The organism is Anatilimnocola floriformis (assembly GCF_024256385.1).
In the GTDB taxonomy this organism is placed as follows: Bacteria; Planctomycetota; Planctomycetia; order Pirellulales; family Pirellulaceae; genus Anatilimnocola; species Anatilimnocola floriformis.
The window spans coordinates 5,093,267-5,113,113 of record NZ_JAMLFW010000001.1; the positions used below are offsets into that span (position 1 = coordinate 5,093,267).

A 19,847-nucleotide genomic window follows, 5' to 3' on the forward strand; every position below is an offset into this window, starting at 1 on the left:
CACGCGGACTAGGCTCGATTGGCATCCCGCGCCGGGGGCCAGATTTGGTATGGTGAAGGGAGTGGTTTCTTCAAACTCGTCGCCATCTTCGCCTAACGGATTAGCGCGTGACCATTCGCATTTTGCAGATCATTCCTACCCTCGTGCGCGGTGGCGCCGAGAAGCAACTCGCCTTGCTGGCGGCGGGCTTGCCGCGCGATAAGTTTGATGTGCATGTGTGCGTGCTGACGCATAGCGGCCCCCTGGAAGAAAACCTGCGGGCCGCCGATGTGCCGCTGTCGTTCATCAACAAGCAGTGGAAGATCGATCCCTTTGCCTACTGGCGACTGCGGAAAGAGATCAAGCGGTTGCAGCCCGATATCGTGCAGACCTGGCTGTTTGCCGCGAATGCCTACGGCCGACAAGCGGCGATCTCGACGAACGTCAAGCACATCCTGGCCAGTGAGCGCTGCGTTGATCCTTGGAAAGGAACGCTGCAACTATCGATCGATCGCGTTCTGGCCAAGAAGACCGACCGGATCATCACCAACAGTAGCGGTGTGCAGGACTTTTACGCACAGCACGGCTTGCCTGTCGAAAAATTCGCAGTGATTCCAAACGGCATTCGTCCGTTCACCCCCACAGACACGATCTCGCGCGAACAACTGCTCACGGAGTTGAAGATCCCCGCGGATGCGCGCTTGATTGGTGCGATTGGCCGACTCTGGCCGCAGAAGCGCGTGAAGGATTTGATCTGGGCAACAGATCTTTTGAAATGCATTCGCGAGGATGCTCACCTGCTGGTAATCGGCGACGGTCCGCAGCGTTGGCGACTCGAACGCTACGCGCGGCAGGCCAATGTGCCTGAGAAAGTCCACTTCCTCGGCGAACGCAATGACGTGCCGCAGATCCTGCCGCACCTCGATTTGCTCTGGCTCGCCAGCGGCTATGAAGGCCAATCGAATGCCGTGCTTGAAGCGATGAGCGCGGGCCTGCCGGTGGTGGCCAGCGACATTCCCGGCAATCGCGACCTGATTGTGCCGGAGGAAACAGGCTTTCTGGTCGATGTTGGCGACCGCGGCACATTCGCTCAACGGGCGCAACTATTGCTCAGCGAACCGGATTTAGCGAAGAAACTCGGCGCAGCGGGCAAAGCGCGCGTCTTGAGCGAGTTTTCGGTGGAAAAGATGGTTGACCGCCACGCTGCTCTTTACGAACAATTAGCTGGATGACATTGTTCGGCAGCACGAGTACCCATGACCAGGCACTTCCCACCGGCTGAAGATTTCTCGCCTGATCAAATTGCTCAGGTCGAGCATCAAACGCAGCAGTTGGGAATGCAGCTCTTCAGCAGCCTAAAGCTAGGCCAACCGCACATCTGGCAGCGGCGGTGGTGGGATGAAAAGCTGCTGTCGTGGACGATGCGCGATGAAGGGCTGAAGGTGCAGCTCTTTCGCTTCGTCGATGTGCTGCCGATGCTGCAATCGCCGGAAGCGGTGACTGACCATCTGCATGAATATCTAGCCGGTGTGAAAGAGCATTTGCCGGCGCCGGCCCGCGTAGCGCTGAATCTCACGCAGCGACTGCCGTTCACGCAAGCGGCGGTCGCACGAGCAGCGCGACTGAGTGCCCGCGACATGGCCCGGCGGTTCATCGCGGGCGAGACTCAGGAAGAGGTCGTGCGAGCCGCTCGTCACGAGCGCGATCTGCGGCGGGCTTTCACGCTCGACATTCTCGGTGAAGCAGTTCTGACCGAGCGCGAGGCGGAAGAACACTTCCGCCATTATCTCGAACTGCTCGAAAACCTCGCGCCGCAGATTGCGACGTGGCCGACCGATCTGCTGGTAGATGAGGACGATCGCGGGCCGATTCCGCGGTTGAATCTTTCGATCAAACTCAGCGCGCTCGATAGCCAGTTCGATGCCATCGACCCGGCTGGCACACTGAAGCGTGTCGGTCCTCGCCTGCGCGAGTTATTCCGCACGGCGCGGCGACTTCACGCGTTTATCAACGTCGACATGGAGTCGTACGAGAAGAAGTCTCTCACGCTGCATATTTTCCGGACGATTCTCAGCGAGCCGGAGTTCAATACATGGACCGACGTCGGCATCGTGCTGCAATGTTACTTGCGCGACACGCCAGCCGATCTCATCACGTTGCGCGATTGGGCTGCTCAACGGGGCGCGCCTGTTTGGGTTCGCTTGGTGAAGGGAGCCTATTGGGATTTTGAAACGATCCGCGCCCAAGCCAACGGCTGGCCCATTCCGGTTTTTCAGCGGAAATGGCAGTCGGATGTTTGCTATGAGGAGTGCACGCGGTTCGTACTACGCAATCGGCTTCATCTGCGACCGGCGCTCGCTTCGCACAATGTTCGTTCGCTGGCGCATGGTATTGCCGCGGCCCGCGTGCTCGGCATTCCGTCGGACGGAGTCGAACTGCAAATGCTCTATGGTATGGCCGATGCCGAAAAGCAGGCTTTGGTCGATCTCGGTATGCGGGTTCGCGTTTACATGCCGTTCGGCGATTTGATTCCCGGCATGGCGTATCTCGTGCGCCGCCTGCTGGAAAACACGTCGAACGATTCGTTCCTGCGGGCAGGTTCTTTCGATCACGTGCCGGCGGCTCAGCTGCTAAAAAATCCGCTCGACAATGCGACCGGCGAATCGCCTACGTCGACAAAATCAACCTATCGCGTGCTAACCGAGGATGCAGATATGGCTCCGCTCGCGTTCCGCAATCAACCTCCAGTCGACTTCGCCCGCGAGGAAAACCGAGACGCGATGCAGTCTGCCATCGCGAATGTCCGTGAGCAGCTTGGCCTGACTTATCCACTTGTCATCGGTGGTGAGCCGGTCGACTCGGGAGAGTATTTTGAATCGCTCAATCCCGCCCAGGGAACAACCGTCGTCGGCCAGATCGCCGCGGCGAACAAATCGCATGCAGAGCAGGCGGTGGCTGCGGCGAAGACGGCCCTGCCGGTCTGGTCGCGATTGCCGGTCGAAGAGCGAGCGAACTATCTGCGCCGCGCCGCCGAAGTGATGCGCGAGCGCCTGTTCGAACTCTCGGCTTGGGAAGTTTTTGAATGCGGCAAGACCTGGCGAGAAGCCACCGGCGATGTCGATGAAGCGATCGACTTCTGCGAATACTACGCTGAACAAGCCGTTCGACTGCAGGGCCTTGCCGGCGTCGATGTCCCCGGTGAAGAGAATCGATTCGAATATCTGCCTCGCGGCGTGACTGCGGTGATCGCTCCTTGGAACTTCCCGCTGGCGATTCTCACGGGCATGACAGTCGCGGCCATGGTGACGGGCAACACCGTCATCATGAAGCCCGCGGAAACCTCGTCGGTGATCGGCGCACTGCTGATGGAAGTCTTCGAGGAAGTCGATCTTCCCGCTGGCGTGCTGAATTATCTGCCGGGCCGCGGCGAAGTCGTCGGCGCGGCGCTCGTCGAGCATCCCGACGTGGCGATCATCGCCTTCACCGGTTCGCGCAAAGTGGGTTTGGCGATCAACGCCCGTGCTGCCGAGGTTTCGCAAAAAGGAATGGTGCAGGTCAAAAAGGTCATCGCCGAGCTGGGCGGCAAGAATGCCATCATCGTCGATGCCGATGCCGATCTCGACGAAGCCGTCAGCGGCGTCGTGAAGAGTGCGTTCGGCTATCAAGGTCAGAAGTGTTCGGCCTGTAGCCGAGTCATTGTGCTCGCTGACGTTTACGACACATTCTTGCATCGGCTGGTGGCCGCGGCCGAGAGTTTGAAGATCGGTTTGCCCGACGATCCTGCCACGGTCATCGGCCCGGTGATCGATGAAGAATCGGCGACGCGCATTCGACGCTACATTGAAATCGGCATTCACGAATCGCGTTTGGTGCTCGGTCGCGATGTCGCCACGCTCGCCCAGCAAGGGGCCTTCGTCGGCCCGCACATTTTTGCCGATGTGCCGCCGAACGCGCGGATCGCTCAAGAGGAAATCTTTGGCCCAGTCCTGGCAGTCATCAAAGCAGCCGATATGACCGAAGCCCTGCAGATCGCCAACGGCACCGACTATGCGTTAACCGGCGGCTGTTTTTCGCGGAGTCCGGAAACGCTCGACCGTGTTCGTCGTGAATTCGTCGTCGGCAATTTGTATCTCAATCGCTCGATCACCGGCGCGCTCGTCGGCCGGCAACCCTTCGGAGGTTTCAAGATGTCGGGCATCGGCAGCAAAGCGGGCGGCGCCGACTATCTACTGCAATTCGTCTTACCGCGAACGATCACCGAGCACACCGTGCGACGCGGCTTTGCTCCGCCGCCGGAGCAGGGCGAATAAACGCTCGCTAGCGGATGATTTCTCCAGATTTCCGTGCCTGAACGGAATATCGCCCACTTTGCAGCGAATCACTGCTCAATCTGCATTCGCGCGCAGCTGACTCCCCGCCGGCGCTGTCACTTCATACAGCGCGCAGCGGGGCGTTAATTCGACGCTTGATTGGCAATTCTGTTGCTGGGAGAAACACACGATGAAGTTGGTCTCATGGTTGCGGCTGGCGGTTGGTTGCACACTGGCCCTGGTTTGCTTTACTGCGGGACAACTGCGCGGGCAGGAACAAACGCTGACCGAGCAGGGAGTGATCGCGGGGACGATGGAAATCGACTTCAAGACCCGCACCGAGCTCGACTCGACTGGCACGTACACCGAGGGCTCGTCGGCGCTCGGCGCGAAGGACACTTACGCCTTCAAACTGTCGGTGGCGAAGACTACCGAGTTCAGCGGCAAGATCACGCGGCAGCCCGACTTGTTTACAAAGATCATTCGCAGCCAGAAGCAGAAGGCCGAGCTGTCGTTCGACATCGGCCTGGCTGTGCGCAATCCGACAAATCTCGACGAGAAGCGCAACGTCGGCAAATGGGTCGGCACGGTGCCGATCAATGCCACGACCGGCGCGTATGAAATCACCGGCGGCGCAATACTCGATAGTCCGCTGCGCATCGCCATCGACGCAGTCAACAAGCAGCCTTCGTTCACCGATAAGTTCGGCGGCAAACTGATTGGCAAGTCGAAGAAAGAAGACAACCTGGCTTCGTACACCTACAAGCGGCTCGTCGGCAACAAGACAGTCGAAATCAAGGTTGCTAAGGTCGATCCGATGAAATTCGTCGACTTGGAGTTGGCCAAGGGACCGGCGGGGAACTACCCGCGGACCACGGTCAACGGGCGGCTCGACTTCGATTATGAAACGGGCAACTGGCTGACCGACGGTATTCGCTTTCGTTACAACTTCAACGGCAAGGATGTCGAAGACATCGTCACCGGCAGCGTGAAGTGGGTCGAAGACGACAACCGCAAGACCAATGGCAAGGGTGAATACCAATTCAACCTCCGCTGGAATGAAGCCAAGCAAGCGCCGCAGACGACCGAAGCCGCCGCGTTTGACAAGTTGAGCGACGAAGATGCGTTCTTCGCCGTCGACGACTCGCTGCCGTGCATGACGGGCAAAATCGCCTACGAGGACAAGTTCATCTCGGGCGGGGAAACCCCGGCATCGAGCAAAGTGACGTACGCCCTGAATGCCAACAAGCTGACGAAGACGCAAATCGTCAACTTCTTTAAGCTCTGGCTGGTTGGCATTGGTCCGATCAACGATGAGTAGTGAAGACAAATTGTCCAATCACTTCCTCTCCTCGCTTCTGCGGGGAGAGGGTCTAGGGTGAGAAGCTCTTTTGCAGTTTCTCGCCACTTCATCCAAGCGTCCTTGCTCACCTCTGAAAGCCTGCAAATATGTCCAACTCTCTCTATTCTCGTCTTCGCCGCAAGTTTCTGGGACCGGTCTCCACTGAAGACCGCCGCCGCTTTTTGCAAGCCACATTGGCGACCACCGCTGGTTTATTACTCAGCGATCAATTCGCAGGTGAGTCGCGGGCGCAAGCTCAAGGCGCCAAACGAGTGATCGTGATCGGTGCTGGATTTTCTGGCTTGGCCTGCGCATACGAACTGGCCACGGCTGGTTACAAGGTGACGGTCATCGAAGCCCGCAATCGCCTCGGCGGCCGCGTCCACACCTTCACCGATATGGCCGAGAAGAAATGGTGCGAGGGAGGCGGCGAACTGATCGGCTCGAATCATCCAACGTGGGTGCGGTACGCCGAAAGTTTTGGCTTGAAGTTTATCGACGTCACCGATGACGCAGCGCTGCTGTACCCTGTGCACCTGCAAGGCAAGTTGCGGAGCGAAGACGAGGTCAAGAAAATCTATGAAGAGCTTGACGCTTCGTTTTCATCGCTCAACGAGCAAGCCGATAAGATCGATGCCGATCAGCCTTGGACGAGCCCCGATGCGGCGGCGCTCGACAAGCAATCGCTGGCCGATTGGCTCAGCGGGCTAAAAGACGTTGGTGAGCTGTCTCGGGCTGCAATCGGTATTCAGCTCGCATCCGACAACGCCGTAGACAATGCGCACGCCAGCCTGCTGGCCATGCTCACCACCATCAAAGGTGGCGGCGGTCAGGCCTATTGGGACGATACCGAGGTCTATCGCTGCGTCGGTGGCAATCAGCAACTGGCCCTGCAACTGGCGGAGCGGATCGGCGCTGAGCGAATCCGTCTGCGGTTGCCGGTGACTGAAGTCAGGTTCGATGCCAACGGCGTTGTAGTAACCTGTGCCGATGGACGAACAATCGAAGCCGATGACGTCGTTCTCGCGACGCCGCCGAGCGTGTGGGAGCGAATCAAGTTCTCGCCCGATCTGCCGGCGAACATCCGCACGCAGATGGGCGTGGCCTGCAAATATCTTTCCGCGGTCAAGAAGCGATTTTGGCTCGACACGAAGAATTCGCAATACAGCTTGACCGACGGCGACGTCAGCCAAACTTGGGAAGGAACGGATAGTCAGCCTGACGACCCCACGACCGCTCTGCTCGTCGGCTTCTCGGGCGGTAGCCAAGCCAAACATTGCCTGACGCGCGAAGGCGCTGCTGCCGATACCGCGTACAAAGCGGAGCTGTCGAAGGTCTATCCCGCGTACGGCGACAACCTCGTGAAAACTCGTTTCATGACTTGGCCCAAGGAAGAATGGACCAAGGGTGGATATTCATTCCCTGCGCCAGGGCAAGTCACCTCGATCGGTCCGACCTATTACAAAGGGCTCGGCCGTTTGCACTTTGCCGGCGAGCACACGTGCTACAAGTTTGTGGGCTACATGGAAGGCGCGCTCAATAGCGGCGCGTCGCTAGCGCTGAGCTTGGCGAAGCGGGATGGCGTGGTGAAGGAATAGCTATTCCCGATTCGCGCCGATAATAAACTGCTCAACCGGCCACTCGCCAAGCGGGACTTTGAGAGTCACCTTGCGTTGCACGGGCTGATTGTTGGCATCGAGTGCGGTGCGCTGCACAACCAATTCGGCGGTGTCACGGGCCTTGAGTTTCGAGATGATGCTGGTCAGCGTTTCGAAATCAGGAACGGCCTGCTCGTTGAAACTCAGCACGATGTCTTCTTGTTGAATGCCAGCGCGATCGGCCGGACTGTCTTTGTTCACCCGGCTGATCGTGCAACTGGTGTCGACCGTAATGCAACCAACGCCCAGGAACGCGCCGTGCCGAAAGTCGACCTTGCCGGCGCCGAGACCGGCTTGAAGTTCGGCAGCGACTTCGGGAGTAGCACGAGTGCCGTAAACGCGAACGGCAGTGAGCGCTTTCACTCCCTTCAGCGATTGCAACGACTCGTTGGTGATGGCTTGGATGTAGTACAAACCGACTTCTTCGAGTTGAGAGCAGTTGGCCAAGTTCTTGACACCGGCGTCGGTGATATTGGCTCGATAGGCTTGCACCGATTTCAGGCCCTTCATGTCGCCGACGTACTTCAGCGCGCCATCGGTGGCGCGATCGCCGACGAGGGCGATCTGTCGAATGTCGGTCAGCCATTTCAAGCGGCGGAAATCGTCATCGTTGCCGCGCCAATCGCTGCCGATCTCGAGTGATTGAATCACTTCCTCGGTGGCGAAGCCGGTGACGTAATTGGTGCGGCGGATACGAGCCCCGAGCCCTTCGAGCTCGCCGAGCGTGATGGCTTGACGCTGAGAGTTGAGCTGGGCAAGCACTTCTTCGGCCCGCGACTTCAGGGGAGTGCTTTTTCCGCGAGTCATTTCCTCGAGTGCGCCACGGGAAGCGTCGAGCAGTGTGAGATCATTCGAGAGTGCTAGCTGATGCAACACGTGCATGGCCCGCGAACCCGACTCGGGAGTGGGCTGCTGCAGAACTCGGCGGCAGACTTCCACGGCAGGCAAGCCAGCGCGGACGAGTTGCTGAGTCGCTTCCTCGCGCACCAGAAATTCGTCGTGGTCGAGTTCACGGCCCCAGCGAGCCAGTTGCTCGGCAGTCGGCGGCGGCCCAGCCGGCGCTTTGGCTTCCTGCGCACTTGCCACCGAGCCAAGCACCAGCAGCAAAACTGCCAGCCACAGGCCCAGGCGCACTGCGAGCGTCGTGGGGGGATGATTTTTGAGCATGCGATCCTCCTGCCCAAGTATAACTGATTTCCGGGAATTTCACTCCCCAAAAATCGCCTGAACAGCGGTGATTGCTATCACGCGTGGATAAGCTTCTGCAGCTACTCCGCCAGCCGATTCTGCAGTGTTTGCAACACGCCGATCGATTCGATGCCGGTCAGGCCGAAGCATTCGAAGAGGAGGACCAACGCGCCGTTGTAAGTGCCACTGGCAACCTCGGTACGGAGTTGCATGGCGCGGGCGATGAAGTCGGGGTTACGACGCCAGCGTTCGGCAAACGTTGCGGCACACAGCAGAGCGCGGCTATCGGGAAGAGCGAATAGTACGGCGAGGGTTTTGCCCGCGGCCCGCACGTCGCTGGCTTGCACTTGCAGGACGAAGTGCTGCAGCGACGGCTCTTCGCCCGGGAACGGCGAGGGTTCGTGTTTCGGTGCCGGCAGCGCCGGGGCCGAGACGTACATCGGGCCGACGAGGGCTGGCCGAGGATTAGTAGCGACCATGTCGTGCGTCACCGCCTCTTCGGCGATGACCGGATAATCCTGCGAACTCAAATCGTCGTCGGTACGAAACTCACTGATCGGCTGCTGTACGTCAACCTCTTCTTCGGCTGGCAGGTTCGCGAGCATCTGCGTGATGTGCGAGAGCCGGAGACCGACTTGTTCGTACACGACGTCGATGTCGTTCATGTACGATTCGCCGCGAGCATCGGCGAGAATTTCGTCAGCCGAATCGAGCACTCGCTCGGTCAAACGTTCGGCCAGTATTTCTCGTGCTTCTGTCAGGATTTGGATCGCACGGTTCCGAGGCGGGACATGACGATCGACCATAGTGCAACTCAAAGCGAATGGCAGGCACGTGGTGGGAGCGGCAGATTAGCAACCGGTGGACTCGCTGCGGGAGAGGAGGCAGCGAAATACGCACGGCTGAGTAGCCACTTTCAGTTTATTCCGATGACTAACAGAAGAAAAGCATTTTGTCCGGCGGGCTATCGTCGTCGTCGCGCGGGAGCAAAAAAAATCCGTACGACAGCCAGAATCCACTGAAAGATGAGGCAGCCGAAGAGACCAAAGAGAATTGCACCAGCCGCGACCACGAAGGCGAGATTGGAGACGTGTTTCACGCCAAACTGCTGGGCAAATTGGCCGGCGAACACGGCCATGGTGAGCGCCGCCACGGTGAAACTCGCGAACCAACTCAGATTCCAGCGGTGTCTCCGACACCAAAAGATAGGCTAAGTAGGCCACGGCAGCCTCTCGCGCGAGAGGCTTTCTTAAAAGTGATCCATACCGTCGGCCCACACTACTTTCTCGGCAGAGATTTTAAGGGCCGGAATGTGCCTCAGCTCGTTCCACGCATCGTCACACTCGACAATCTCGTAGTTTCGCCCACAGGTCTGCCAACTCGAACACGGCGCCCGATTCGGCTCTTGATCCCACGGAATCAAAACGCGACGTCGCAATTCGGCGATAGCTTCGGCAAGAGTTACGTATGGCCCCCACTGTGTCGCGTGGAGTTCGTCCTCGATCATAAACATGGCAGCGAGTCCGCTACGCCATGACTTCCTTGATCGGTTCCGCCCCTTCTACTCCCACCAGCTTTTGATCGAGCCCGCCGTAAAAGTACGTGAGCCGATCGGGATCGAGGCCCATCAGGTGAAGCATGGTTGCATGCAGATGCTTCACATGGAACGGCTTCTCGACGGCAGCGGCGCCGATTTCGTCGGTCGTACCGACACTCACGCCGCCCTTCACACCGCCACCGGCCATCCACATCGTGAAGCCGTAAGCGTTGTGGTCGCGCCCCGTGCCGTTGGGGTATTCCGCCGTTGGTTGACGGCCGAATTCGCCACCCCACACGATGAGCGTGCTTTCCAGCAGACCCTTGTCCTTGAGATCTTTGAGCAGGGCCGCGATCGGCTTGTCGGTTTCGCCGGCGTGCAGGTTGTGATTGTGAGCGAGGTCGCCGTGGGCGTCCCAGTTGTCGTCGTTGTGAGCGCCGCCGGAGTAGAGCTGCACAAACCGCACGCCGCGCTCGACCAGTCGCCGCGCGAGTAGGCACTGCCGGCCGAAGGTCGCGGTCTTCTTGTCGTTGAGACCATACATTTCGTGAATGCTCTCGGGCTCGCTGGCGATATCGGTCGCTTCGGGCGAACTGGTTTGCATCTTGAACGCCAGTTCGTAGCTGGCGATGCGGGCAGCCAGCGCGTTGTGCTGGTCGTGAGCCGCCATGTGATCGTCATTGAAGCCGCGAACCGTGTCGAGCAGCCGTCGCTGTTCTGCCTCAGTCATACCGGACGGGCGAGCCAGGTCGAGGATCGGCGTCCCTTGCGAGCGGAACATCGTTCCTTCGTACTGCGCGGGCATGTAGCCGCTGCTCCAGTTCTTCGCGCCGCTGATCGGGCCACCACGGGGATCGAGCATCACCACAAAGCCCGGCAGATTTTCATTCACGCTGCCGAGGCCGTAGTTGGCCCACGAGCCGATGCAAGGAGCACCGCTGAGGACCTTGCCCGTGTTCATCTGAATCATCGCCGAGCCGTGGATCGGCGAATCGGCCGTCATCGAATGGAGGAACGCGATATCGTCGACATGATTGGCGAGATTCGGAAAGAGATCGCTGACCCACTTGCCCGATTCGCCGTACTGCTTGAACTTCCAGCGCGGCTCGACGATGCGACCTTCATCCTTTTTGCCGCCGCGACCAAAGGTCTTCACCTTGATGGTCTTGTTGTCCATGCCGATCATCGCCGGCTTGTAGTCGAACGTGTCCATGTGGCTGGGGCCGCCATACATGTACAGAAAGATCACACTCTTGGCCTTCGCGGCAAAGTGCGGCTTTTTCGGGGCCAGCGGGTTGGCAAACGCCGGCTTGGCGTCGGCGGCTTTCGCTTGGGGAGCCAGTTCATTGCCGAACAACCCAGCCATCGCGACGCCGGTGAAACCTGCGCCGGTTTGCCAAATGAATTCGCGCCGGGTGCGACCGCAGAAGTTTTTCATGGTTATTGTTCCTGTGTCTTTTCGTCACCTCTCCTCGGCATTCCGGGGAGAAGGTTTGGGTGAAGGGCGGTTACACCAATGCAAGGCGACTAATCCACAAACACAAACTCATTCAAATTCAAAACCAGCAAACAAAACCGCCGCAGCGAAACATCGGCAGGCAACTTGTCCGTTTCCTGCGAGTCCTTCAAAAACTGCAAACCGCGAGTAATTTCTTTCTCATTCGGCTCGCGCTGCAAAGCCCGATTGAGAGCCAATCGAACTTGCTCGCGTGGCTCGCTCGCCGCCTTTTGCAATTGCTCGGCGAAGACCTTGGCCTGCGAATGCATAAACTCGCCGTTGATCATGCCGAGGGCCTGCGTCGGCTGGGTCGTGGTGAATCGGACCGGACAGGGAGCGTCCGGATCGGGCGCATCAAACGCCACCAGAATCGGCAAGCCGAGCGAGCGCTTGATATGGACATACACGCTGCGGGCCGCAGCATCTTCGGGCGAGGATTTTTCCCAGCCCTTGCCGGGGACCGATTGACCGGCGAGGACCTCGGCGGGGATCAGCGGATAAATGCTGGGGCCCGAGGACTTGCTCAGATTGATGTTGCCGCTGACCGTCAGCACCGAGTCGCGAATTTCCTCCGCCGTGAGCCGCCGCATATCGAAGTGGGAGTACGAATCGTTCTCCGGATCCTTCAACTTCGCCTCGGCACTCTGCTGGCTCCCCATGCGAAAGGTGTTTGAGGTGAGCAGCAGTTTGTGAAGCGGTTTGAGCTTCATGCCGCCGGCGATGAGCTCGGTTGTTAGATAATCGAGCAACTCAGGATGCGTCGGCGGCGAGCCCATGTAACCAAAGTTGCTCGACGAACGTACCAAGCCGCGGCCAAAGTTGTACTGCCAAATGCGGTTGACCAGCACGCGATACGTCAGCTGATTGTTTGGGCTGGCAATCCAATCGGCGAGCACGCGGCGACGGCCCGAGCTTTGATTGTTGTCGGCAGGTCTAATCTCCGGAATCGCCGGAGCGTCCGCGGGCTGCAGAACCGAAGGAAACGCCGGCTCAACTTTGTCGCCCTGACTTTGCGGATTGCCCCGCAGCAGGATGAATGTCTCCTTGGCTCGGTTGCCATTCTCAGTCACAACGAGCGCTTGCTCGCCCGACTTTGGCGGATTGCGGCGCATTCGTTCGCGTTCGCGAAAATTGTCGCGGAAGGTTTCGAAGGTCTCGCGGGTAATCGTATCTGGCTGATACTTCTTCAGTATGTCGACCTTGCGGTTGTCATGCTTGAAATCGTCCCGCTCGCCACCTTTCAGGTGCGGCTTCACGATCTGCTCGATCTCGGACAGCGACTGATCGAGTTCACGGATTCGATCGTTGTGAGCATCAAGTTGACCTTGGAACTTTTTCTGATCCTCGGCCGACGCGATCGAGCGGAGCGAACCGTTGCCATTGTCGAAGTGCCGCACACCGTGGAAGAACGCCATGAAGGAGTAGTAGTCCTTCTGGGGCACGGGATCGATCTTGTGATCGTGGCAGCGGCAGCAATTGAGCGTCAGGCCGAGAAAAGCCTGGCTGGTCGTCGCGAGAATGTCATCAAGACCGTCGTAGTAAGCCAGCGTGCGATCGGCCGGTTCGTCGTCCCACAAGCCGAGGCGATAAAAGCCGGTCGCGATTCGCGTCTCAGCCGTCGCGTTGTCGAGTTCATCGCCGGCGAGTTGCTCGCGGATGAATTGATCGTAGGGTTTGTCGTCGTTGAACGCGCGAATCACGTAGTCGCGATAACGCCAGACAAACGGCTTAGGATTATCACGTTCAAAACTGTTGGTCTCGGCATAACGAACCAGGTCGAGCCAATGCCGGCCCCAATGTTCACCGTACTGCCGCGATTCAAGCAAGCGATCGATGGCCCGCTCGTAAGCGCCGTCGCTGTTGTCTTTCAAAAAGCTCTCAACCTCAGCCGGCGACGGCGGCAAACCAGTCACTGCATAGTAAGCGCGACGCAACAGCGAAGCCTTCTCTGCCGGTGCGGCGGGTGTGAAGCCTTTGCTTTCGAGCCCCGCGAGAATGAAGGCATCGACGGGATTGCGAACCCACGACTTGTTTTTTACTTCCGGCACGGCTGGTCGCGTCACCGCGCGAAACGCCCAGAAGTTGCGGGCTTCATCATCGACCACCGGCGCGCCGTGGCGTTTCTGCGCTTTCGCGACGAGTTCCGCCGAGTAGGGCAGACCGATCTTGACCCACTTGGTGAGCACATCGATCTGGGCTTGCGCCAACTTTCCCTTCGGCGGCATTTCGAGACCGCGATAGTTAATCGCTTCGATCAAGCTGCTCGACTCAGGCTTGCCGGGCGTCGCGCCGGCTTCGCCACTTTCGCCACCTTTGAGAATGTCCTCGCGCGAAGTGAGTTTGAAATCGCCTTGCACTTTGGGCTCACCACCGTGGCAAGAAAAGCAGTTCGCCCGCAGAATGGGGAAAACTTCCTTCTCGAAGAACGTCACGTCTTCGGCGGAAAACTTCTCAGGCTCGGCAGCGGTGGCCAGTGCAGCTGTGCTCAGCAGGACGCACATCGCCAACAGGTGGGAGCGATTCATCTTGCCTGAATCCTTGGATCGGGAGGTGGGAATAAAGGTCGCGTATCGTCACGCAAACCCTTTACTTTATTTCAGACTGAAAATAATATAACGGCAGGCGCACCGCAAGGCAACAATTTTCTAGCGCGAGCAATCTCTCATGCTACCACCTGGCGCGCAACTGGGTAAACATTCTGGCGAGAATCGCGGCAAGCCGAATCGCGCGCAGGCCTCGCTCCTGCGTCAGCTCAACACCCGCGAAGTTCTTGCCGCGCTGCAACGTCACGGGCCACTCTCGCGCGCCGAAATCGCTCGGCTTACCGGCATCAGTGGACCGACGATTACGCGCACTGTTGTCGATCTGCTCGCTGGACAATTGGTCGAGGAAGGAACGTTTCGTCCACCACCGGTAGGACAATCACTGCTCGGCCGGCCTGGAAAAGTCCTCCGCCTCGCGCGGGCTGCCGTCAGCGTGCAAGGCGTGGTGATCGGTGTCTCTCAATGTGAATTGACCACGGCGGGCCTCGATGGTTCGCCGCAAGCGGAACCGAAAACGTTCGCCACGCCGCGGCGGTATGGCGAACTAGTCAAAAAAATTGTCGAGCAACTGTTGCGTTCGCGCGAAACCCTGCAAACTCGCAATGACAACTCACCTACCGAAGTACTGGGCATTGGCATCAGCATTCCTGGTTTGCTCCGTCGCGAAGACAAGCGAACGCTGATCTCACCCAACTTGCATCAGACTGACGATCAACAGTTGGGCGTCGACATCGCGCAGCGAATGGAAGAACTAGGACTCGCAACGGAAGTCGTCCTGCTGCAAGAAATGCAGGCCCTCTGTCTCGGTGAACAACTCTATGGCGCTGCTCAGGGTGTTGCCGATTTTGCGATGGTCGACATTGCAGACGGTTTGGGTCTGGGCGTGGTCCAAGCCGGACAATACGTCGAAGGAAGCAACGGTCTCGCCGGTGAACTCGGCCACATCACGGTCGATCTCCACGGCAAGCAATGTGGCTGCGGCAACTTTGGCTGTTTAGAAACGGTCGCGACCGATGCGGCGCTCGCGGGGAGCATCTCTGCCCGACTCTGCGAATCGTACAGCCTGGACGAACTGCTGCCGCGTATTCAAAGCGGCGAACTCAATGTCGAAAAAGAACTCGGGCCTTGGCTCGACTACTTATCCGTCGGTTTGGCCGCGGTCATCAACTTGTACAACCCAAGCCGTCTCTTTGTGCATGGCCGGGGACTCGATGCCGCACCGGATCTCTTCGACCGCCTAATCGAACGAACGGCCAAGCGGGCACTCGCGCCGTCATTGGCCGGTTGCGAGCTGATCCGCGCCCGCGGCAGCAAGCGGCATGGTGCTGTCGCTGCCATCATTCAGCGCATTACCGGTGCGTGAGCGACAAAATTGCAGTTCCAAGTTGAACTTTGAATTTCGGAACGATTTCGCTAATCTCCGCGCACTCGTCTCCAGTTTTCTCATCGTTGCTTGTCGGAACCTGTCATGCAGAGGGCTCGAATTATCGCGCTCACTCGCTTCCTGTTAGGGATGGCGCTCATCCTTGCGCTCTGGTCGCCGAATTCGCTCTGCGCACAGGAGCCGCAACAGATCAATCTCGATGGGCCGTTCTTGCTCCCACCGCCGCCACCCGAAGAAACCGGACCAACTGGCAACTTCGCGCCGGCGAATGCTCCGCCCCCTCCTTTTCAATTCTCTCCGCCACAGCAGCAGATCAGTCCGCCGATGCCGCCGCTGAACGCGCTGCCGATTAACTCGCAGGGTGCGCCGCCACCGCCGGCAACTCCCCAAACGCAGCAGCCGTTTCAATTTCAGCCCGACGCTTCGCAGTACCCGCAGCCCACCGCGGCAATGGGTGTTTCGCAGCCCACACCACTGCCTCCGCCCGCGCCGGAAGCGATCGCTGCCCCTGCGGCCAAAAGCAAAGCCGATGCGCCGTTGCTCATCGAAGAGCCCGGCGGCAACTGGTGGGCGTCCAAGGTGTGGGATCCTTGGGAAGGAAACGTCGAGCTCGGCCTGAACGGCACCGATGGCAACAGCGAAACGTTCAACGTCCGCCTCGGCGTGACTGCCAAGCATAAGACCGACACGTTCGTGCGCTCGGTGCAATTCACCACGATTCAAAAATCCGCCAACGGCGTAACCACCGCGAACACGGCCCTGCTCGACGGCCGCCTCGAATGGCCAATGCCCGGCTCACGCTGGAACTACTTCATTCACGGCCTGGCCGAATACGACGAATTCAAAGCCTTCGACGCTCGCGTGTCGGGCGACACCGGTTTTGGCTACGAATGGATTCAGAACGACGCCACGACGTTCATCACTCGCACGGGTCTCTCAGTTTCGAATGAAATCGGCGGCCCCGACGACACGGTGCATCCCGAATTGTTGTTCGGCGCTGAATTCAAACACAAGTTCAACGCCACTCACTCGATCAGCTTCAAATCAGACTTCTATCCCGACGTCACCGAGTTCAGCGACTTCCGTCTCAACAGCCAGGCCTCGTGGGAAATCGCCCTCGCCCAGGCTTGGGGCCTCAGCTTGAAACTGAGCATCATCGATCGCTACGACAGCACGCCGCAGGGCGCGCGACCGAACGATCTGGATTACTCGACGCTGCTAATTTGGTCGTTCTAAGTAGTCCGAACGCGTAAACGAGGGAGAAGCGGGTACAACCTCTCCTGGCAGTCCACGCTCAGCTACATCCGTTCGACCAAATTCGCCGCCGTCCTCGCTCCGCCCGCAGCAACAATCTCAGCCTGAATCCGTTCAGCAGCCTCGCGATACCTCGGTTGTGCAAACACTCGCTGCGTTAGTTCACGCAGTCTGGCTGCGGTCACCTTCTTCAGCGGCAGCAGTTCTCCGGCACCGACGTGTACGACGCGGGCCGCCACTCCCGGTTGATCATTCGTCACCGGAATGCAAACCATCGGCTTGCCGCGGGTCAACGTTTCGAGCGCGGTATTCAGCCCCGCGTGCGTAATCACCAGACTTGCTCGCTCAATTAACTCGAGCTGCGGCGCGTAACCGACGACGATGGCGTTAGCCGGCGTCGGCTCATTCCAAACGGCATCTTTCTTTCCCAGCGCGAGAACAAGTTGAATGTCTAAATCCGCCAGCCCGGCAAGAATCGCTCGAAAAACATACTGCAGTTGATTCTGCAACGTTCCCAGCGACGCATAAACCAGCGGCTTATCGCTCAGGCGGCTCCAGGGGAAATTCGCCGCGGCCGGATTGGCAGCGTGAGCGTCGGCTTGATGCAATGGACCGACGTAACGGAGCGCAGCCGGCAATTCTCGCCGATGAAAATCAAACGAAGCAGGCTGCTGGCAAAGCTGCAAACGGCTCGACCATGTTTCTGCGATGTGTTCGGGGACATTCAGCCCGAGTTCGCGTCGTCGCGTTTGAATCATCCGCAGAATCGGCTGATACAAACGATTCAGTCCGGCCCACGCCAGCCGATTTCGCAGCCGAGCCCACCATGCATCGCGATACGGCCACGTCGTGAAAAACGGCGGCACGCTAGGTTCGCCGTGTAACAGCAACGCATTGCAAACGGTCGCGAACGGCAACTTCAATTGGTCAGCCACGGTGCCGCCGGCAAACGAACCTTGATCGACGATCATATGCGTGATGCCCGCGCGCTCGATCACGGCCGGTCCAGCCGCCAGCATTACTTCCGTGCCGCGGATAGCCAGGTCGAATGTGTGCTTCAGCGCCGCTCGGCCTGTCAGCACACCGAGCTTGGCCATGGCGGCGCGATACTCTGCCGGCGAAATCAAATCGCCACCGATCGGTAACACCTCGAACCCCAGTGCGGTGATCGACTGCGGTGGATCGCCCAGCAAGCAGAAAGTGACGCGATGCCCACGCGCACGTAGTTCCGTGGCTAGACCAGAGACCGGATTGAGGTGCCCCGATGCATTGGGACAGATAACGCCATAATGTGCCATGCAGCCAGTTTAGCGATTATTCCCCAGTCGCTAAGATCAACCGCATGGAACCCGAACAACTGCAGCAGCGACATTGGTATTGGATCCGCCGCAAAGACGGCAGCCTCGCGCCCTACGTCTTTCATCAGATTCGCCGCGACGACGAGGGCAAACTCGTCGCCGATTTCTTCGTCGGCAGTTTTCTCGTGCCCTTTGGACTCAATCAAATCGAAGGCGAAGCCTCGATGCCGAAGATCGAATCGTAGACGAGTCGCTACGTGCCTCGCCTTAGCGGTGGGAGTTCAACTTCACCTCGCCGTCGGCTAAATTACTTCCATCCCTTCGCACACCTCTCTCGTGAGATCGACCATGGCCGCGCACAAGCGTTCTTCTTCGCGTCGTCAATTTCTGCAAACCGCCGCTGGTGTAACTGCCGGAGCCGTGGTGGCTCCTTATTTCTTCAGCGACTCGCCGCTCATGGCGCAGGATGCGAAGACCAAGAGTGCAAACGATCGGCCGGTGCTCGGTTGCATCGGCGTCGGCGATCGCTGGAATGCAGTCGGGCCGCAAGCGTTGAACTTTGCCGATTGCGTCGCGGTTTGCGATGTCGATACGGCAATGACCGACAAAGCCAAGGCCAAATGCGAAGACGTTCAGGCGAAGAAAGGGAACACCCGTAAGATCGAAGTCTTCGGCGACTACCGCAAGCTGCTCGATAACAAAGACATCAACGTCGTAACGATCGTTACCCCCGATCACTGGCACAGCAAGATCGCCATCGAAGCGATGCGGGCTGGCAAAGACGTCTACTGCGAAAAGCCGTTGACGCTGACGATCGATGAAGGCAAGCAGATCATCAAGGTGCTGAAAGAGACAGGCCGGGTCTTTCAGGTCGGCACGCAGCAGCGCAGCGAAATGAGCGCCAACAAGGGCGAGTTCAAATCGCAATTCCTCACCGCCGTTGCTCTGTGTCGGCAAGGTCGGCTTGGCGACATCAAAAAGGTGCAATGCGCCATCGGCGGTTCGGTCGCTTCGGGGCCGTTGCCGAAGGTAGCCGCGCCGAGCACGATCAATTGGGAAATGTGGCTCGGCCAAGCCCCGCTCGTCGATTACGTTGCAGGCCCCAACACGGCCAGCTCCAACAAAACCTATCCCGCCAGCCGCTGTCACTACGAATTCCGCTGGTGGTACGAATACTCCGGCGGCAAGATGACTGACTGGGGCGCTCACCACGTCGACATCGCTCAATGGGCGATCGGCATGGAAAACAGCGGCCCGAACAGCATTGAAGGAACGGCCAAGCACCCAGTGCCGTTCAAGGACGGCTGGCCGACGCTCGACAATCAATACAACGCTGCGACCGAGTTCAAGGTGGTCGCCAACTTCCCCAATCAAGTCGAGATGACCATTCGCAGCGACACCGAAAACGGCATTACGATCGAAGGGACGAAGGGAACCATCTTCGTCAGCCGCGGCGCCCTGCGCGATGTAACCGGCACCGTGATTGCCGATCTGAAGTCGGAAAATCCGCTGCCGGAAGAAGTCATCACCAAGCTCTATAAGGGGAAGAAGCCCGGCAACCACATGGGCAACTTCTTTGAATGCGTGGCTTCGCGCGAGCAACCGATCAGCGACGTGTACACGCACCATCGCTCGATGACGACCTGCCATTTGGCCAACATCGCCATCCGTCTCGACCGCAAAGTGAAGTGGAATCCTGAGACCGAACAAATCGAGGGTGACGACCAGGCCAATGGGTTCGTCAAGCGCGAACAACGGAAGGGCTACGAAGTCGTCGGTTAGTTGTATTTAGAAGTAGCTGAATTCGCCAGAATTCAGACGACGTGCATAAGAATCTGAATTCTGGCGAATTCAGC

General features: G+C 58.8%; 14 protein-coding genes. 8 read left to right on the plus strand and 6 right to left on the minus strand.

The window, feature by feature from the left end:
• Positions 1-107: 107 nt before the first annotated feature.
• From M9Q49_RS19975 to M9Q49_RS19990, 4 genes are all read left to right on the plus strand, one after another.
• Positions 108-1,211 (plus strand): glycosyltransferase, encoded by a 1,104-nt coding sequence (locus M9Q49_RS19975; protein WP_315861185.1) that lies wholly within the window; start codon positions 108-110, stop codon positions 1,209-1,211.
• A 24-nt stretch (positions 1,212-1,235) separates the two neighbouring features.
• The gene (pruA, locus tag M9Q49_RS19980) at positions 1,236-4,289 is read left to right on the plus strand and encodes an L-glutamate gamma-semialdehyde dehydrogenase (protein ID WP_254510594.1); all 3,054 of its coding nucleotides are present in this window, start codon (positions 1,236-1,238) and stop codon (positions 4,287-4,289) included.
• Positions 4,290-4,479: 190 nt separating this feature from the next.
• The gene (locus M9Q49_RS19985) at positions 4,480-5,610 is read left to right on the plus strand and encodes a hypothetical protein (protein ID WP_254510595.1); all 1,131 of its coding nucleotides are present in this window, start codon (positions 4,480-4,482) and stop codon (positions 5,608-5,610) included.
• 128 nt (positions 5,611-5,738) lie between these two features.
• Positions 5,739-7,229, plus strand: a complete 1,491-nt coding sequence (locus M9Q49_RS19990) for a flavin monoamine oxidase family protein (protein ID WP_254510596.1) — start codon at positions 5,739-5,741, stop codon at positions 7,227-7,229.
• Here the strand turns inward: M9Q49_RS19990 and M9Q49_RS19995 are convergent, their stop codons facing one another.
• From M9Q49_RS19995 to M9Q49_RS20015, 5 genes are all read right to left on the minus strand, one after another.
• Entirely contained in the window at positions 7,230-8,456 is a 1,227-nt protein-coding gene (locus tag M9Q49_RS19995; protein WP_254510597.1) for a PDZ domain-containing protein, read from the minus strand. It abuts the gene before it with no gap.
• A 101-nt stretch (positions 8,457-8,557) separates the two neighbouring features.
• Positions 8,558-9,283, minus strand: coding sequence for a hypothetical protein (locus tag M9Q49_RS20000; RefSeq protein ID WP_254510598.1), 726 nt, complete (start codon positions 9,281-9,283; stop codon positions 8,558-8,560).
• Positions 9,284-9,441: 158 nt separating this feature from the next.
• Positions 9,442-9,630, minus strand: coding sequence for a hypothetical protein (locus M9Q49_RS20005; RefSeq protein WP_254510599.1), 189 nt, complete (start codon positions 9,628-9,630; stop codon positions 9,442-9,444).
• A 373-nt stretch (positions 9,631-10,003) separates the two neighbouring features.
• A complete protein-coding gene (locus M9Q49_RS20010; RefSeq protein WP_254510600.1) occupies positions 10,004-11,452 on the minus strand; it encodes a DUF1501 domain-containing protein in 1,449 nt (482 codons plus the stop codon).
• Between the two features lie 89 nt (positions 11,453-11,541).
• A complete protein-coding gene (locus M9Q49_RS20015; RefSeq protein WP_254510601.1) occupies positions 11,542-14,037 on the minus strand; it encodes a PSD1 and planctomycete cytochrome C domain-containing protein in 2,496 nt (831 codons plus the stop codon).
• A gap of 139 nt (positions 14,038-14,176) precedes the next feature.
• On the opposite strand from M9Q49_RS20015, the gene M9Q49_RS20020 reads away from it, so the two are divergent.
• Together M9Q49_RS20020 and M9Q49_RS20025 are read left to right on the plus strand one after the other, a co-directional pair.
• Positions 14,177-15,418, plus strand: coding sequence for an ROK family transcriptional regulator (locus tag M9Q49_RS20020; protein WP_254510602.1), 1,242 nt, complete (start codon positions 14,177-14,179; stop codon positions 15,416-15,418).
• Between the two features lie 105 nt (positions 15,419-15,523).
• Positions 15,524-16,675, plus strand: coding sequence for a DUF481 domain-containing protein (locus M9Q49_RS20025; protein ID WP_254510603.1), 1,152 nt, complete (start codon positions 15,524-15,526; stop codon positions 16,673-16,675).
• A gap of 62 nt (positions 16,676-16,737) precedes the next feature.
• On the opposite strand, the gene M9Q49_RS20030 is transcribed toward M9Q49_RS20025, so the two are convergent.
• Positions 16,738-17,991: a glycosyltransferase gene (locus M9Q49_RS20030; RefSeq protein WP_254510604.1), complete on the minus strand. Its 1,254-nt coding sequence runs from the start codon at positions 17,989-17,991 to the stop codon at positions 16,738-16,740.
• 44 nt (positions 17,992-18,035) lie between these two features.
• On the opposite strand from M9Q49_RS20030, the gene M9Q49_RS20035 reads away from it, so the two are divergent.
• Positions 18,036-18,236 (plus strand): hypothetical protein, encoded by a 201-nt coding sequence (locus tag M9Q49_RS20035; protein ID WP_254510605.1) that lies wholly within the window; start codon positions 18,036-18,038, stop codon positions 18,234-18,236.
• A 103-nt stretch (positions 18,237-18,339) separates the two neighbouring features.
• Positions 18,340-19,773: a Gfo/Idh/MocA family oxidoreductase gene (locus M9Q49_RS20040; RefSeq protein ID WP_254510606.1), complete on the plus strand. Its 1,434-nt coding sequence runs from the start codon at positions 18,340-18,342 to the stop codon at positions 19,771-19,773.
• Positions 19,774-19,847 lie beyond the last annotated feature (74 nt).

Coding starts and splice junctions, on each gene's coding strand:
- pruA (WP_254510594.1), top strand. CDS start 1,236: ATGACCAGGCACTTCCCACCGGCTGAAGATTTCTCGCCTGATCAAATT.
- M9Q49_RS19985 (WP_254510595.1), top strand. CDS start 4,480: ATGAAGTTGGTCTCATGGTTGCGGCTGGCGGTTGGTTGCACACTGGCC.
- M9Q49_RS19990 (WP_254510596.1), top strand. CDS start 5,739: ATGTCCAACTCTCTCTATTCTCGTCTTCGCCGCAAGTTTCTGGGACCG.
- M9Q49_RS19995 (WP_254510597.1), bottom strand. CDS start 8,456: ATGCTCAAAAATCATCCCCCCACGACGCTCGCAGTGCGCCTGGGCCTG.
- M9Q49_RS20000 (WP_254510598.1), bottom strand. CDS start 9,283: ATGGTCGATCGTCATGTCCCGCCTCGGAACCGTGCGATCCAAATCCTG.
- M9Q49_RS20010 (WP_254510600.1), bottom strand. CDS start 11,452: ATGAAAAACTTCTGCGGTCGCACCCGGCGCGAATTCATTTGGCAAACC.
- M9Q49_RS20015 (WP_254510601.1), bottom strand. CDS start 14,037: ATGAATCGCTCCCACCTGTTGGCGATGTGCGTCCTGCTGAGCACAGCT.
- M9Q49_RS20020 (WP_254510602.1), top strand. CDS start 14,177: ATGCTACCACCTGGCGCGCAACTGGGTAAACATTCTGGCGAGAATCGC.
- M9Q49_RS20025 (WP_254510603.1), top strand. CDS start 15,524: ATGCAGAGGGCTCGAATTATCGCGCTCACTCGCTTCCTGTTAGGGATG.
- M9Q49_RS20030 (WP_254510604.1), bottom strand. CDS start 17,991: ATGGCACATTATGGCGTTATCTGTCCCAATGCATCGGGGCACCTCAAT.
- M9Q49_RS20035 (WP_254510605.1), top strand. CDS start 18,036: ATGGAACCCGAACAACTGCAGCAGCGACATTGGTATTGGATCCGCCGC.
- M9Q49_RS20040 (WP_254510606.1), top strand. CDS start 18,340: ATGGCCGCGCACAAGCGTTCTTCTTCGCGTCGTCAATTTCTGCAAACC.